This window comes from Luteibacter mycovicinus, assembly GCF_000745235.1.
Classification (GTDB): Bacteria; Pseudomonadota; Gammaproteobacteria; order Xanthomonadales; family Rhodanobacteraceae; genus Luteibacter; species Luteibacter mycovicinus.
The window spans coordinates 2,666,185-2,682,038 of sequence record NZ_JQNL01000001.1; the positions used below are offsets into that span (position 1 = coordinate 2,666,185).

At 61.9% G+C, this 15,854-nt stretch carries 12 protein-coding genes, 1 tRNA gene and 3 pseudogenes; 9 read left to right on the forward strand and 7 right to left on the reverse strand.

Annotated features, from left to right (window positions below):
• Positions 1-351 precede the first annotated feature (351 nt).
• The 4 genes and pseudogenes from FA85_RS11675 to FA85_RS11700 all read left to right on the forward strand — a co-directional run bounded on the left by FA85_RS11675 (position 352) and on the right by FA85_RS11700 (position 3,975).
• A pseudogene (locus tag FA85_RS11675) lies at positions 352-1,426 on the forward strand (IS3 family transposase).
• Positions 1,427-1,471: 45 nt separating this feature from the next.
• A pseudogene (locus FA85_RS11680) lies at positions 1,472-2,080 on the forward strand (IS3 family transposase); the annotation flags it as partial.
• 448 nt (positions 2,081-2,528) lie between these two features.
• On the forward strand, positions 2,529-2,876 hold the full coding sequence (locus FA85_RS11690; protein WP_036116545.1) for a hypothetical protein: 348 nt from the start codon (positions 2,529-2,531) through the stop codon (positions 2,874-2,876).
• Between the two features lie 445 nt (positions 2,877-3,321).
• Entirely contained in the window at positions 3,322-3,975 is a 654-nt protein-coding gene (locus FA85_RS11700) for a glutathione S-transferase family protein (protein WP_036116541.1), read from the forward strand.
• A gap of 52 nt (positions 3,976-4,027) precedes the next feature.
• Here FA85_RS11700 and FA85_RS11705 read toward each other — a convergent pair whose 3' ends face one another.
• The 4 genes from FA85_RS11705 to FA85_RS11720 all read right to left on the reverse strand — a co-directional run bounded on the left by FA85_RS11705 (position 4,028) and on the right by FA85_RS11720 (position 9,778).
• Positions 4,028-4,663: an outer membrane beta-barrel protein gene (locus tag FA85_RS11705; RefSeq protein WP_036116539.1), complete on the reverse strand. Its 636-nt coding sequence runs from the start codon at positions 4,661-4,663 to the stop codon at positions 4,028-4,030.
• Positions 4,664-4,937: 274 nt separating this feature from the next.
• Positions 4,938-5,807: an ATP-grasp fold amidoligase family protein gene (locus FA85_RS11710; RefSeq protein WP_197056532.1), complete on the reverse strand. Its 870-nt coding sequence runs from the start codon at positions 5,805-5,807 to the stop codon at positions 4,938-4,940.
• Between the two features lie 328 nt (positions 5,808-6,135).
• Positions 6,136-9,183 (reverse strand): TonB-dependent receptor, encoded by a 3,048-nt coding sequence (locus tag FA85_RS11715; protein ID WP_036116534.1) that lies wholly within the window; start codon positions 9,181-9,183, stop codon positions 6,136-6,138.
• Positions 9,184-9,502: 319 nt separating this feature from the next.
• Positions 9,503-9,778, reverse strand: coding sequence for a hypothetical protein (locus FA85_RS11720; protein ID WP_156108811.1), 276 nt, complete (start codon positions 9,776-9,778; stop codon positions 9,503-9,505).
• A gap of 167 nt (positions 9,779-9,945) precedes the next feature.
• On the opposite strand from FA85_RS11720, the gene FA85_RS11725 reads away from it, so the two are divergent.
• Both FA85_RS11725 and FA85_RS11730 read left to right on the forward strand, forming a co-directional pair.
• A complete protein-coding gene (locus tag FA85_RS11725) occupies positions 9,946-10,338 on the forward strand; it encodes a hypothetical protein (protein WP_036116530.1) in 393 nt (130 codons plus the stop codon).
• Between the two features lie 47 nt (positions 10,339-10,385).
• Positions 10,386-11,090: a glutathione S-transferase N-terminal domain-containing protein gene (locus FA85_RS11730; RefSeq protein WP_036116528.1), complete on the forward strand. Its 705-nt coding sequence runs from the start codon at positions 10,386-10,388 to the stop codon at positions 11,088-11,090.
• Between the two features lie 4 nt (positions 11,091-11,094).
• On the opposite strand, the gene FA85_RS11735 is transcribed toward FA85_RS11730, so the two are convergent.
• The 3 genes and pseudogenes from FA85_RS11735 to FA85_RS11745 all read right to left on the reverse strand — a co-directional run bounded on the left by FA85_RS11735 (position 11,095) and on the right by FA85_RS11745 (position 12,555).
• Entirely contained in the window at positions 11,095-11,418 is a 324-nt protein-coding gene (locus tag FA85_RS11735) for a helix-turn-helix domain-containing protein (RefSeq protein ID WP_036116525.1), read from the reverse strand.
• A pseudogene (locus FA85_RS11740) lies at positions 11,408-11,780 on the reverse strand (type II toxin-antitoxin system RelE/ParE family toxin). The gene FA85_RS11735 and the pseudogene FA85_RS11740 overlap by 11 nt, the downstream one beginning before the upstream one ends.
• Positions 11,781-11,871: 91 nt before the next feature.
• Positions 11,872-12,555, reverse strand: coding sequence for an outer membrane beta-barrel protein (locus FA85_RS11745; protein ID WP_036116523.1), 684 nt, complete (start codon positions 12,553-12,555; stop codon positions 11,872-11,874).
• A gap of 226 nt (positions 12,556-12,781) precedes the next feature.
• Here FA85_RS11745 and FA85_RS11750 point away from each other — a divergent pair, with 226 nt between their 5' ends.
• The 3 genes from FA85_RS11750 to FA85_RS11760 all read left to right on the forward strand — a co-directional run bounded on the left by FA85_RS11750 (position 12,782) and on the right by FA85_RS11760 (position 15,808).
• Positions 12,782-14,677, forward strand: coding sequence for a M61 family metallopeptidase (locus FA85_RS11750; RefSeq protein WP_036116521.1), 1,896 nt, complete (start codon positions 12,782-12,784; stop codon positions 14,675-14,677).
• Positions 14,678-14,770: 93 nt separating this feature from the next.
• Complete coding sequence (locus FA85_RS11755) at positions 14,771-15,676, forward strand: LytTR family DNA-binding domain-containing protein (protein ID WP_036116520.1); 906 nt, start codon at positions 14,771-14,773, stop codon at positions 15,674-15,676.
• Positions 15,677-15,731: 55 nt separating this feature from the next.
• A tRNA-Arg gene (locus tag FA85_RS11760) sits at positions 15,732-15,808 on the forward strand.
• The last annotated feature ends 46 nt before the right edge of the window (positions 15,809-15,854 follow it).

Consider the following 15,854-nt stretch of genomic DNA (forward strand, 5'->3'; position numbering starts at 1 on the left):
TTTTACGGGGTGGCGACAAATCCACTGCAATGCCCGCGATGGCCCTGAGGAGCTTGGTCGTAGACCTGTCGCCCGCTGATCCGTTCGATTCGCATCTGTGTAATACCGGAGCCCTCGGCCGGTGGCTTGAACTGCAGATATGTAGCACCGAAAGGAATGCATAGCGAATCACTCCTGCTCGAGATAGACGCTCTCTTCGACGCGGAGGGCATGCCGTGGATGTATTTCACCCTTATTTCGGATAAATGGAGATGAATGGGCCGGTGACTGATTAGGCTTAGGGCGACGTCCCCCCAGATTTGAGTAGCGGCCCGGTTTCGAGTCCAATCCCCCACGAGAAGGAGATTGGATGTGAAGAAACGCTTTTCCGAAGAACAGATCATCGGCTTCCTACGCGAGGTCGAGGCCGGCATGGCGGTCAAAGACCTGTGTCGCAAGCACGGCTTCAGTGAAGCCTCGTACTACCTGTGGCGAAGCAAGTTCGGCGGTATGAGCGTGCCGGAGGCCAAGCGACTGAAGGACCTGGAGACTGAGAACGGCCGGCTGAAGAAGCTGCTGGCCGAGCAGCTTCTGGAAAATGAGGTCATCAAGGATGCCCTGCGAAAAAAATGATGAGCGCACCGGACCGGCGTGAGCTGGTGCGCTATCTTGTCGGCCGAGAGTTGAGCGAGCGCCGTTCGCTGGCGATTGCCGACATGAGCGCAAGCGCCTACCGCTACGAGCCGCGCCCGGACCGTAACGTCGGACTCCGCGAGATGATCTTCGCGCTGGCGAATCGCCATAAACGCTATGGCGTGGGCATGATCTATTTGAAGCTTCGCCAGGCCGGACACGCAGTGAATTACAAGCGGGTCGAGCGCCTGTATCAGGAGGCCAGCCTCCAGGTGCGGCGGCGCAAGCGAAAGAAAGTCCCGCCGGCCGAAAGGCAGCCGCTGCTTCGCCCGGCGGCTGCGAACGAGGTTTGGTCGATTGATTTCGTGTTTGACCGCACCGCCGAGGGCCGCGTCATCAAATGTCTGACGATCGTCGACGACGCGACGCATGAGGCTGTCGCCATAGAAATCGAGCGAGCCATCTCGGGCATCGGCGTGACGCGCGTCATGGATCGCCTAGCCGTCACGCGCGGCCTACCCAGGGTAATTCGTAGCGATAACGGAAAGGAGTTCTGTGGCAAGGCGATGGTCGCCTGGGCTCACGACCGTGGCGTGCAATTGAGGCATATCGAGCCCGGCAAGCCGAACCAGAATGCCTACATCGAATCGTTCAACGGACGGCTACGCGATGAATGCCTCAACGAGCACTGGTTTCCCAGCCTTCTGCACGCCGCACAGAAATCGAAAACTGGCGCCGTGAATACAAAGAGGAGCGACCGAAAAAAGCACTGGGCGGACTGACGCCCGCCGCCTATGCAAAACAGTTACAGTAATTCCGGACTCAAACCGGACCGCTACTGAAGGCGGGGGGACGTCGTCAGGAGGCCAAGCTGTCGGTGCGCCGTTGCCGTAAGGCGAAGCGTCCAGTCGGCGAGCGCCATAAGCTGCGCGCATCGTGTCGGCCGAACGACGCCTGGAGCATGGACTTTGTCTTCGACGCACTAGCCAACGGGCGCCGGATCAAGTGTCTGACCGTAGTCGATGACTTCACTCGTGAGAGCGTGGACATCGCCGTGGACCATGGCATCAGCGGTGCCTATGTCGTGCGGCTTCTCGATCAGGCGGCCTGCTTTCGTGGCTATCCACGCCCCATACGAACCGACAACGGGTCGGAATTCACCAGTCGCGCTTTTATCGCTTGGACGCAGCAGCACGGCATCGAGCACATCCTCATCGAACCGGGCTGCCCCACGCAGAACGGCTACATCGAAAGCTTCAACGGCAGGTTCCGCGACGAGTGTCTCAACGAGCACTGGTTCACGTCACTAACCCAAGCGCGTGACGTCATTGGACCCTGGCGTCGGGATTACAACGAGGTTCGGCCCCATAGCAGCTGTGGCCGCATCCCACCATCGCAATTCGCTGCCCACCACCGCGCACAATCTAACAACAACGCAGTAATCTTCAACCCCGGACTTTCACAGTGATCACTGGTACGGCGGCTGGGGGCAGGTCACGGTCAGCGTGCGATGCAAGATGGACCCATTGAATTGAATTTCTTTCTCAAGGCTGTACTAGTAAGTGGCATCTTCTTCCTGCTTACCTTTATCGTTGTGCTGGCCGGAGGCGGCATCTATTGCATTGTTCGAGGTGTCAATGTTGATTGGCCCCTGTTCCGTACCATGGCTTTGCAGGCGGCCAAGTCGGGTGAGACATGTGGCCTCTCGATGTTCGTTCTAATGTGCCTGGGCTACTACGGTCGTGACAGGCGGAAGTGACCGATCGGGCGATCCGCTGAGTGACGGTCGTCCCGTAGCCCGCAGCAAAGGGCGCCGCATTGAGATGTATGCCCTTGAGCGATTTTGTTGATTTCCGCGACTGAGGATTACGTGTGAGGCCTATATCCGACATGGGTCCGTTCAAGGAGCGGTCCCGATGAGGGGCAGATACAGCGCAGCTTTTGTCATTCCGCGTGGATCCACCAAACGCCTGGATACAGATGGATGGACGTTTCTTCACCACGGGGTTGTATCTCCCGAAGTCAAAGAAGGCCTGATTCGCGAACTCGGTCTCGATTTCATTGACTCGTATGACGAAGCCGAGAAGTACGGAGCGGGACTTGTCGAGTTGTCGGCGATCCACGCAGCGGACGGCGCTTTGGAAGAACTGTACATAAAGCTTTATGGCAGTTCTGATGCGACAAACCTTCAGCGTGCCTGGTCGGTCCTGAAGGTGACAGGCTGTGAGCTCTTTATTCCTTCGCTGCGCGATACGCGTGGTTAGCCGATGGCGATTTGCTCCAGTCGGAGCTTCCTGTGTCGCACGAGATAGTGCAAGTGCTCCGCGCCTCAAGGCGCGCCAAGGTCGAGGTCTACGGTGTGCAAGCGGTTGCCGCGTCGCCTGACAACTTCGGTAACTGGATAGCTGATTTCACCACCGATCATGGATCTATGCGGTTTCTCCACGACCGCGGGCAATTGTTTGTCGACGAGGTCGAGGTGACTGGGTAAGTCACTCGCGGGACGACGGCCTGGCCTGAACTGGCTACGGTTTACCGATCGTCGAATTGGTCAGTCTTCGATCTCATTCGCGCACTCACCGGAGGCGCCCCGATGGTCGATATCGAGTAAATGCCAGTCAATAAGCGCTGAATCTTCGGCTCGTCGGCGCAACGTCTGGCGAATCGCCGTGCTAACGTGCGGCAACACAGCGAGAAGGGCCCCCGCCCATGACCATCACCATCACCGCCTTCGAACGCTCCCCCGACGGTGGCAAAGGTCTCTCCCGCGACACCCGCGTCCGCTGGGCCCTCGAAGAAGTCGGCCAGCCCTACGAAGTCCGCCCTGTCTCCTTCCGCGCCCTGAAAGAACCCGCGCACCTTGCCCTGCACCCCTTCGGCCAGATCCCCACCTACGAAGAAGGCGACCTGGCCCTCTTCGAAACCGGCGCAATTGTCCTCCACATTGCCGAATGCCACCCGGGCCTGTTTCCTACAAACCCCGATGCCCGCTCGCGCGCCATCGCCTGGATGTTCGCCGCGATCAACACCGTCGAGCCACCCATGCTCGAGCTCGTCACGGCAAGGTTTCTCGAAGGCGACAAACCCTGGTCGAAGGAACGCCTCCCGCTGATCATGGACCGCATCCGCGATCGTTTCGTCCAGCTGTCCGCCCGCCTCGGCGATGCCGACTGGCTCGACGGCGCATTCAGCGCGGGTGACCTGGTGATGGCGTCGGTGCTTCTGCGGTCACGGCCGTCCGGCGTGCTCGACGAGTTTCCCCGGCTGGCCGCGTACGTAGCGCGCGCCGAGGCGCGACCCGCCTATCAACGCGCGTTCGCTGCCCAGCTGGCTACCTTCACGAGCGCCCCGCATCCGGGTTGATCCGGTAGCGAGCCACCGTGCGCGAGCGAGGCTCCGCACGGTGGCCATGCCATTACAGGTGCGCTTCGATCGCCATGCCGAGCACGCGCGTCGACAGCGTCCGATGTCTGGAAGCAATCCCGGAGATCTGTGAGGTGTAACGCGTCACATCGATGCCAACGTCGAGATGCGACGTCACCGCATACCCCACCCCAAGCCCGAGATAACGACTGCCGCCCTTGAGCGTCCCACGGTAATAGTCCGAACCCGGGCCAGCCTGCGTGTGGCTCCAGTGCTGCGTTCGCATGCGGGCGATACCGGCGCGGCCGGTGACGGAGAAGCTCTGCGGCAGCTCCCATTTCAGGTTGGCGCCGATGAGTACGGCACGCGATCCGATCTCGCTTCGCGTGCTCAGCGGATACGTCCGGCTGCCGTACCGGTGCGTGCCCGTGGCGCGGTACTTCACCTTGCCCAGGTCCGCGTAGCCAAGCTCGGCACCGAGGGCGACGTGTTCACCCATGCCCCAGCGATAACCGCCACCGAGTTCATAGGCGCGTGCGGACTTGCCGTCATAGAGCTTGCTCGGTACGGCGTAGCGAGCTTTGCCGATATCGGCACGGAGGAAAGCGCCGGCCGGGTTGGCGGCGGCGGTGAAGGAAGCGGCTGTCAGAGCCAGGGCGGCTGTGGTGACGAGCAAGACCTTTTGCATGAGGCATCCTTGTGAAGCGTGCAGCATTCCGTCGGGCGGTGCGCCGACGGGCCGTGGAGGCGACGGCAGTCTAGGCGGAGTGCGCCATCACGAGGATGGGGGACGACGGCATCGACAGGGGGCCATCGGACAGCCTCAGGGCGAGAATTCAATCGCCAGCGCAAGTGGTTACGCGCACCCGCCCGTGCTTCTCAGCAAGCGCTTACGTGGGACTGGGAGAAGGACTACGCACGGTCGTGCACCAAGATCACAAAGAGCGTGCGCCCAACGGAACTCAAGCCACCTGCGTGTGCAGCATCTCGTCGGTGAGATCGCCAAAGATCATCGCCGACGCCAGGCGCTCGCCATCCGGCGGACTGAACACGCCCATGGCGCCGCTCGGGCAATTGGTCATCTCGCCAATCAACACCGACTCGCCGTCCGAATACATATCCACGCGCACCAGCGAGAATCCCTGGCTCAGCCGCGTCGCCACCTGCAGCATCCTGTCGAGATTCGCCGGCCGCTCGAAGTCGATCGACCCACGCTCGTACACCAGCCCGAAACCCTGCTCGCGCCAGTCCAGGTCGTAGAACTTGCGCACATGCCGCGAGTGCCTTCCGTAGTCGACCTGAATCAGCCGCGGTCGCCCATGGAAGCAGAACACCTTGTAGTCGGTGATTTCCGCGTCGTTGAATATCAACGGCTCGACGATCACCTTCGGTTGCAGGTTCTTGTAGTTCCGCTCCCGTGAGGTCCGGTAATAATTCAGCGCGAACCAGCCGCGGATGCGCGCCATATCGACCGGCTCACCATGCTTGCGCGTGACGATCTGCCCGCTCGCATGCGTGGGTTTGATCACGCAGCGGTCGGGGATGAGATCGATGTCGACGTCGTCCACCCGGCGGAACACGGTATGCGTCGGCACGTTGTGCTCGTCGCCGACGCGGTCGCGGACGAAGGTCTTCACGAATTCCTTGTCGGTCACGTAGACGCGCAACGGGTCCACGATCTCGGTGGAGGCCTTGATGCGATGGATGACGTCGTTGAACAAGGGGTGTCGTCGACGCGGCAGGCGCCGGTGCTGCATCACGAAGCCGAACAGGTGAACGAGGTGGTCGACCGGCGCGATGGCAGGCAGGTGCCCGATGAGGGCGCGTTTCATCGAATTTCCGGACATCTCAGAGGCTTCCTTGTTTTGACCGGTTGGCTGGTAAAACGCACTGAAACGTTCGCTTCGTGGGCTACTCACAACTTGCGGATGCGCTTTGCGGGCAATCCAGGCGAGGCACGTTTTCGGCAAGACTAGCCGAAAGCGGCCCTAAGTGTGATGAAGGTCACATTCACGAATGTGACGCAGTCGACCTTTATGGCGCGGGCGGCCTAAACGCAAGAAAGCCGACCGGGCTGCGCCTGGTCGGCTTTCTCGTCAACGGCAACCCCGTGTTGTGCCTCGCGGCACTACCCCGGAGACAGGTCCTTCGGGTCAGGGCTCAGTAGTCGTAATTCACGCTCAGGCGGAAATAACGCGGCTGCTGCACCGCCGTCGGCGTCCCGTACAGCGGGTTCGCCAGGTTCGGGCTTTGCTCGCCATTCGGGTAGATACCGATCGTCCGCTGCTCGTTGAGCACGTTGAACACATTGGCGTTGAAGGCCAGCTTCGCATCGGCGAAGGCGGGACGATAGGTCACGCCGAGATCCACCTGGCGCACCCACGGCAGGCGGCCGTGGCTGCCGGGCGGGGAGGGCTCGCCGTTGCAGAAGTGGTAGCTGTTGCCGTAGCCCGCCGGGTCGGTACGATCCGCGCCGAAGTAGCCGAGGCAGGGCTTGGGCGCACCGGAGATCATGCTGAGGTTGCCGCTGACCAGCCATTCGGGGCTGAACTGGTAGTAGCCGAAGAACTTCAGCTGGTGCTTGTGATCGTTGTTCTGCACACCGTTGGTGTTGACCATGATGTACGAGTTGTCCCAGTCCTGCGTGGTCGACACCGCGGTCTGGCCGGTGCCGCGCGATTCGCGGTACAGGTCCGAGCGAAGCTGGCCTTCCGTGTTGCCGTAGCTGCGCGAATACGTATAGCTGACCTTGCCATACCAGCCGTCGGCGAACGGATGCTCGAGGAAGGTCTCCAGCGAGTAGTAACGGCGCTTCAGGCGATCGAAACCGAACTCCTCGTTGGACAGCGGCACCTTCACGTAATTGCCCGAGGTATCCACCAGGTTGAAGGTGTTGGACTTACCGGGGTTGAACAGCCAGCAGCTGACCGGATTGCTCTGGTCGGTCACGTCGTAACCCAGCGACTGAGCCTTGGCCAGCACCAGGTCGATGTCGCAGTAGTCGTCGATGGCGTTACGCAGAATGCGCTGCGTGGCCTTGGCGCCGTAGACCCAGTCGGTTCCCAGCGTCTTCGTGAAGCCGAGGATGAACTCGTCCTGGTACTCGGACTTGAGGCCCTGCGTCGTCACCGTCTTCGGATCGGGCAGCTGACCGAACGTGTTGTTGGCGGCGACCGGCGGCGAGATCGCCGTAAGGCCGGTCGGCGTCCCGTCGGCCGCGATGCCGCCATAGGTGAAGTACTGCGACGTCGTCAGCGCGCCGCCGGCGGCATTGAGCGCCGGATTCAGCGGCAGGCCGAGGTAGTAACGCCCCGCGTTGGCATACACCTTGAAGGTCGCGTCACCGAAGACGTCCCAGCTGGCTCCCAGGCGGGGCGCCCACTGCGGTTTGTGCTGGGTGATGAAGGCGTCGCCATCCGCGTTGAAGTTCTCGAACTGATCGTTACGGATACCGAACGAGAGCAGCCAGCGATCGTTCACCTGCCACTTGTCCTCGATGTACTGCGCGCGCTGCGTCGAGCGAACGGTGGCGAGACTGCTGTTGATGTTCTGGATGACGTAGTAACCGCCGGCACCGTTGGGGAAGCCGGCCGTCGCCGGCACACCTAGGCCCGTGGAAATCGGTGTGTTCGGATCGGACTGGCCATACGTCCACGAGTACCCGCCGGGACCCGACGTCACCGAGCCCTGGTCGATGGCCACCGCGGTCTGGTTGTCGATACCGGCGGTGATCGTGTGATCGCCGATCTTGTAGGTGATGTCGATGCGCGTATTGGTGGTGCGGTTACCGCGGCCCGAGGGACTGAGGCTGGATACGGTCTGGCTGTTGCCGCGCGACGATCCGCCGTTGAGCGCCGGGTTCTGGTTGACCAGGCCATCGACGTACGTGAGGCTCGAGTTGTAGCCGCCGGGCGCATCGTAGTCGGTGGTATGCAGCTTGCCGTACAGCGCGCTGACGGTCAGATCATCGGTAATGTAGCCGGTGTATTTGGCCGTCCACAGGTTGCCGCCGGTCTTGATATCGTCGTCCTGGCCGATGCGATCCTGCCGCACGCGGTTGACGTAGTCGTAGTTGTAGATGCTGCCCGAGGTCTGATACTTGTCCGACGCGCCGGTCAACTCGAGGATGTTGTTGTCCGTGATGTTCCAGTCGATCTTGCTGTACCAGCGCGGCGAGTTGTATCGGTAATCGACGTAGGGCTTGGTACTCGTGTAACCGCTCACCGGGTTGACGGTATTGCCTTCCTGTCGCTGGTATTCGCCGGCAACGAAGATAAACAGCTTGTCCTTGATCAGTGGGCCGCCGGCATAGGCGCTGACCGTGGTGCTGTCACCGCCGTTCTCGCTATCGGGCGAGTACAGATTGCCGGCTCGGGGCGAGGCGGGCAGGCCGCTTTCGTAGTAGCGGTTGCGCTGGTTGGCGCGCGCGAAGCTCGGCTCCCACAGCACCTGCGTGCCGAAGTGCCATTCATTGGTGCCGCGCTTGCCGACCACATTGATGACGCCGCCGTCGGATCGGCCATACTGGGCGCTGTATCCGCCGGTGTAGACCTCCTGCTGCTCGATCGCGCCATACGGCAACGACAGGCCGCCGAAGCCACGCAGGGGGTCGGTGGTCGAAAAGCCGTTGACGTAATAGGCATTCTCACTCGCGGCCGAACCACCGAAGCTCACCAGTGAATTGCCGGTCGGACCCTTGAAGCTGCCACCGTTCTGCACCACGCCGGGCGCGAGCAGTGCGATGGCTTCCGAGTTACGGCCCAGCGGCAGGCGTGCCAGCTGTTCCGAGGTGACGACGGTGCGCGAATCGATCGTCGATACGTCGATCTTGGGCAGCGCGGAAGCGGAGACCGAGACGCCGGACATGTCGGTGGTCTGTGCCTCGGCCGGAGCGAACGACACTTCGGTACCGGCGCCGACCTTCAGAACGACGTTCTGGCGCGTGTCGACGGTCTGACCATTGGCGCGCAGGGATACCGTATACGTGCCCAGCGGCAGCTGGCCGGCCGAGTAACGGCCGCGCTCATCCACGGCGATTTCGCGGGTGATACCGGTGTCACTGGTGATGACGACCGTCTCGCCGGCAGCGACAGGCGCCTGGCCGAAGATGCCACCGGTGGTGGACTGGGCGAAGGCGGCGGGATTCGCGACGATTGCGAGGGCGATGGCCAGCGCGGACTTGTTCAAGGGCTTGTTACGGCTAAGCATGAAGAAACGTCTCCCTGGATCTGTTTGGACGCACGGACATGCACGGGTGGCCGCGGCGCGGCACCCGTAATGGCTGATAAAGGCAAACCCTGGCGCACGCCTCCGACGCTGACAACGCGCGTTGTCAGCGCGGAACGAGCCGCGTAAACGCGCATCCGCGCGTCGCTTCCCTTCAGAAGACTTCACGTGCTGCGTCGCAGCACTTGCTATCGGTTATATAGAAAAGTTACGGGGATGTATAGGGGTTTAGACGGCCTTTTCGAAAGAACGTCCGGTCGGCTGCGTCGGCGCCAGGGGGCGCTCCGGCGCGGCCAGGGCCTCAGAAACGCATATCCACGCCGGCGTGAATCGTATGAACGTGTATGCGTTTGCCGCCTGGCCGGATGCGGGCTCCCGCGAGCGTATAGCGCGAAACGTCGAGCGAGAGATCAGTAGTCGGCGTGAGGGCAAAGCCGATGCGCATCGACGCCAGGCGCGTACGGGCGATATCGCCTCTCATCACGGGGATCTGCTTTTTGACTAAAGAATTCCTTGCGGCCGCCGCTAAAAGCGACCGGAAGTCGGTCGCCGCCTCACAGCGGTCCGGATCGGTCAATCAGGGATTTCAGGGAGCAGGTGGTAATGATGTATCGGAAATGGATGTTGGCTGCCGCAGCGGTAGTCCAGTTGAGCGCGTGCACGGTGTTCGTACCCAGGGCGACAGAGCCCACCGATGGGCCACGTGCGAGGATTCGCGTCATTGGCGGTGGCGGCGACCTTATCGTGACGCCGAAGCGACAGCCGGGCGGTCGGCACGGCGGCTTCGTCGCACATGGCGTGCTGTATCCCGGATCGCGCCAGAAACTCGGGATGCCGGACCACGAAGAGCCGACCTCTTGGGCCGACGAATACTACGTCGAGGCCGATCAGGATGTACAAGTCTGGTTTACTTACGATTTGCGTACACCCGGTAGCAAATACGCACCCGGTACGCGTCAGTCATGCGGTCCCGTCGACGGGCAATTCCATGTCGACGAAGGGGCGGATTACGAGGTATCCGCTCGTGTGGATGCAGGCATGCGCGGCTGCTTCGTCGACGTGAAGCGCATCGTCGAACTCAACGGGAAGGTGTATTTCCTGCCCGTCCGCGTCGGACCGCGGGTGCTTCCCAAATAAGGGGAGGAGGCCTACCTTTGCTGCTTTATGGCCCAAAGGTATGCCTCATGTCCGACCTATCCGCCTTCCCGATCACGTCGCGCTGGCTTGCCACACACCCCGATCGTATCCAGCTCTACTCGCTGCCCACGCCTAACGGCGTCAAGGTATCGATCATGTTCGAAGAACTGGGCATTCCTTACGAGGTCCACCTCGTGGATATCGGCAAGAACGAGAGCAAGCTGCCGGAGTTCGAGTCGCTGAATCCGAATGGCAAGATCCCTGCGATGATCGACCCGGACGGTCCGGGTGGAAAGCCACTTGGCTTGTTCGAATCAGGCGCCATCCTCCTTTATCTCGCGGAGAAGACCGGCCGCTTCCTGCCGAAGGACGAAGCGAAGCGCTGGGAAACGATCCAGTGGGTCTTTTTCCAGATGGCGGCCATCGGCCCGATGTTCGGCCAGGTCGGCTTCTTCCATAAGTTCGCCGGCCGCGAATACGAAGATAAACGTCCGCTGGAGCGCTACGTCGCGGAAAGCAAACGACTGCTCGCAGTGCTCGACCGGCAGCTCGACGGTAAGGACTGGATCGTCGGCGATGAGTACACCATCGCGGATATCGCCACGCTGGGCTGGGTCAATAATCTGGTGACGTTCTATGGTGCCCGTGACTTGGTGGGCTTCGATGACTTCCAGAACGTCATCGGGTGGCTGGAACGTGGCACGTCGCGGCCTGGCGTGGAGCGCGGATTGAAGATTCCGGCGCGGACCTGAGGTATCAGGCCAGCACTTGGAGTCCATGCTTGGCGACAACCGCAAGAAGCTTCAGCGCCATGCCGCTAGGCTTCTTGGCCCCGGATTCCCACTTCTCAACCGTGCTCTCACTCGTATTCAGGTAGCGCGCGAATACCGGCTGGCTCACATGATTCCGCTCGCGAAGCTGCTTGATCTGCAACGAGTCGATCATTGGGGGTGTAGCGATGCAGAGATCATCGAAGTCCCGCATGGTTGCCTTGTCGATGGTCCCAGCTCTGCGCATTCCGGACACGGCGCTGTGAATCGCCTCGAATGCGTCGCTCTTATGCTTACGATTAGCGTTCATTACGTACCTCAATGAGTTCCGAGATCGCCACTTCCTTGTCGATGTCTTGCTCTACCTTTCGACTGTAAAGTGCCGCAAGCTTCCTGAACGCGGCGAGTTCCGAGTCGTCGATATTTGCCCGATCCTTTTTCGCGAACAGATAGGCAAAGATCCAGTACCGCCGTCCTTTCGCGACCACGATAGACCTGTGCATGTTGCGGTTGAGGCGTTTCTTGAAAACCCCGCCGCCCAGGTCATCGGCTTGGCCGCGCATGACTTCGAGCCGCGTTTCGTAGCTCCGAGTCGCTGATCAGGTGTTTTTTCGCCATCTTGGCGAACCACGCGGTCTTGAACACCCGCTGGCCTTGCGTCCATTCGTCCATGGCTTAGGGTAGCACTGGGTGCTATTTATTTCTAGCCAAAAAAACGGCCGCATTAGGCGGCCGTTTTTTTGCACCTGAGACTACCTACTTCTCAGAACCGGAACTCAGCCCCCGCCGCCCACACGCCGATCTTCTGGCTGATGCTGCCCGCATCGCTCTTGTAGTCGCCGTGGTAGTGCTCGTAACCCAGCGTGACGCCGAAGTTGCGGGTGAAGTCATAGCCGACGTTCAACGCACCGTAGAAACCGTTGTCGTGCGACGCGTTCTTGTACGAATAGTGGTCGCGGCTGCCCGGCGAATAGTAAAGATCGACGCCGTCGACATCGCTGCGCAGGCGCGACCACATGTGAAGGAAGCCTGTGCGCAGGCCCAGCGACCATGAATGGCCGAGCATCCACTTGGCATTGATGCCCAGTAGCGCGGCCTTGTTCTTGATCTCGGAGCGGTCGGTCTCCGTCCATCGGCCTGGCGAGGTCGCATCCACCCGGTCCGACAACTTGCCCAGGTCGACGAAGCCGGCTTCAGGTCCGATCGAGAACACGTCGTCGATCATCCAGCGATAGCCGCCGGTGACGCCGAAAGCGGTGTCTTTCTTGTCGACATGCTCGGTCGCGTCGATGCCGTAATAGGAATACGTGCCGCTTTCGCCGGTATCCCCGCTGTAGTGCGACTTGCCAGCCGAGGCAGTGATAAAGGCCTGGCCGTCGGCCTGGGCGGCGATCGGAGCGATCGCGAGAAGAGCGGTAACGACCGCCGTGCGCATGACCTTATGCATGGTGTTCCCTGTTCCTGATGATGTCCGTCGGCTCCGGCGCCGTACGGTCCCGCATGGGCGGGCGCGGCATTTTACGAGAATTCTGAGTGCCGTGACCGTGACCTCTGGCATAGGGCGCTCCGGACCATGACGTTTAGCATCGAAGGCTTGCGCGGACCGCAGGGGACCGCGCCGACCCGCTCGCAGGGATGGCCGGGCGATCCACACGCTCCACGGGAGAATTCCAGTGAAATCCACCATCCTTGCCTCCGCGCTTCTGGCCGCCCTGGCCAGCGCAGGCGCCACCGCCGTCCGCGCGGACGATGTTCCGCCGCCGAAGGACGTCGCGTTCGCCGGTACCGTCAAGCTCGCCGTCGACGCCACCGACACCGATCACCGCATTTTCCGCGTCAAGGAATCCATCCCCGCGCAGGCCGGTCCGCTGACCCTGCTGTTCCCCGAGTGGATCCCGGGCCACCATTCGCCGACCGGCCCGATCGACCAGTTCGCTGGTCTCATCGTGACCGCCGGCGGCAAGCGCCTCGAGTGGAAGCGTGACGAGTACAACGTCTACGCCTTCCACGTCGACGTGCCGGCCGGCGCCTCGTCGGTCGACGTCGAGTTTCAGACGCTGACCCCGCAGGACACGCGTCAGGGTCGGATCGTCATGACCCCCGACATCGTCAACGTGCAGTGGAACCAGGTCTCCCTGTATCCGGCCGGCTACCGCGCCGATCGCGTCAACGTCGAAGCGTCCGTGAAACTGCCGGCCGGTTTCCAGTTCGGCACCGCCCTCGAGCAGGCCAGCAAGAGCGGCGACACGGTGACGTTCAAGGAGATCAACTACGACGACCTCGTCGATTCGCCGATCTTCGCCGGTCGCTATTTCAAGCGAGTCGATCTCGACCCGAACGGTAAGTCGCCGGTGCACCTGAACATCGTGGCCGACAACGCGAAGGCGCTCGAGATCAAGCCCGAAGCGCTCGAGATCCACCGCAAGCTCGTCCAGCAGATGGATAAGCTCTACGGTGCGCGTCACTACAACCATTACGACTTCCTGCTGGCGCTGACCGACAAGCTCGGCGGCATCGGTCTGGAGCACCACCGTTCGTCCGAAAACAGCGCACAGCCCAACTACTTCACGGAGTGGGACAAGAGCTGGCTGGGACGCGACCTGCTCTCGCATGAGTACAACCACTCATGGGACGGCAAATACCGTCGCGGCGCCGACCTCGCCACGCCGAGCTTCAACGTGCCGATGGGCGACAGCCTGCTCTGGGTGTATGAAGGCCAGACGCAGTTCTGGGGCAACGTCGTCGCCGCACGCTCGGGCCTCGTTTCGCAGGATCAGGCGCGTGACGTGCTCGCACTCGTCGCCGCTACGTACGACAAGGGTCGCCCGGGTCTGTCCTGGCGCACCATCGGTGACACGACCAACGATCCGACGATCGCGCAGCGTCGTCCGCTGTCGTATCGCAATTACCAGATGAGTGAAGACTATTATTCGGGCGGCCAGATGGTCTGGCTCGACGTCGACACCAAGCTGCGCGAACTGACCAGAAACAAGCGTAGCCTCGACGATTTCGCCAAGGCCTTCTTCGGCATGAAGGACGGTGACTGGAAGGTCAATCCGTATACCTTCGAAGACGTGGTCTCGACGCTGAACGGCATTTCGCCGTACGACTGGGCGACTTACCTGCACGACCGCATCGACGGTCACAAGGGCGACCTGGAAGGCATCGAGCGCGGCGGCTGGAAGCTCGTCTACAACGACAAGCCGTCGGAAGCGGTCAAGGCGTTCGAAGGCCGTCGTCACTACGTCGATCTCACCTATTCGGCCGGCTTCGCCGTGTCGTCCAAGGGCGATATCTCCGACGTGCGCTGGGACGGCCCGGCCTTCAATGCCGGCCTCTCTCCGGGCATGCACATCGTCGCGGTCAACAACAAGGAATTCGATGGCGACGCGCTGAAGGAAGCCGTCACCACCGCGAAGACCGACAAGGCGCCGATCGAGCTGCTGGTCAAGAACTTCGATGACTACAAGACCATCAAGATCGACTACCACGGCGGCCTGATGTACCCGCACCTGGAACGCGACAAGAGCAAGCCCGACTGGCTGGGCGAGCTTTACAAGACCAAGTGATGCACCGAAGGGCCCCGCAAGGGGCCCTTCTTCTTTACGTAGGAGCGCGCCCCGCGGGCGATTCCAACCCGCGACACGGCTATCATCCGGCGGATGGAAGCCACCCCCACACCTCCCGGCAAAGAACTCGACCAGGCTCACCGCCGTCGTCGCCTCTTCATGATCGTCTTCTGGGGCACGGTCTTCGGTGCGGCCGCGATCGGCAACACGATGACCGCGCGGATCGATGCGGACCGTTACGACATCCACGTCGCCACCTGGCAGATCGCCGTCAACGAATTCAGCAGCGTCCTCGTCTCGCTGCTCATGCTGCCCTTCCTGCTGCGTGCGTGCGACCGCTGGCCGCTGCATGCGGATACGTGGCGACGCTATCTGCCGCTTTACTTTGTGGGCAGCCTCGCCTGGTGCGTGGGTCACGTCGTCGGCATGGACCTGCTCCGGCTGCTCGGCTTCACGCTCGGCGGCGCCCACTACGATCCCGGGTCGCTGGGCCTGCAGTTCGTCTACGAATATCTGAAGGACATCCGCACGTTCTTTACGATCGTCGCCGTCGGCCACATGGTCGAGTGGTTCGGCCGACACGTCAAAGGCGAGGCCAGTCTGCTCGACATCCCGGATGAAGGGCCGCCCGTGGAGCCGGTCGACCGCCCGGAGCGCTTTCTCGTCCGCAAGCTCGGACGTGACTTCCTGGTGGCCACCGCCGATATCGAGTGGGCGCAGGCGTCGGGGAACTACGTGAATCTGCGGGTGCGCGGTCGCGACTACCCGCTGCGGACGACCCTGGCCGCGCTGGAGGCCAAGCTCGACCCCGCCGTCTTCGTCCGCGCGCATCGGAGCTACGTGGTGCAACTGGCTCAGGTCACCTCGATCGAGCCGCTGGACGCGGGCGAAGCCCGCCTGCACATGGCCGACGGCACGGTTCTGCCGTGCAGCCGACGTTACAGGGAAAGCCTTCGCGCCACGGCGGCCGGCGCTGAGCCCCTGGCGGCCAGGGCCTGACACTGAGGCTAGGCCGCCCCGGGGATTCCCGCTACAATGCCCGACCGCAGCATCAGCGCCTGTAGCTCAGCCGGATAGAGTAGTGGCTTCCGAAGCCATTGGTCGGGGGTTCGAATCCCTCCAGGCGCACCATTCAGAAAAGACGGACGGTTTCCCGTCCGCCTCTCCGCAGAACCTC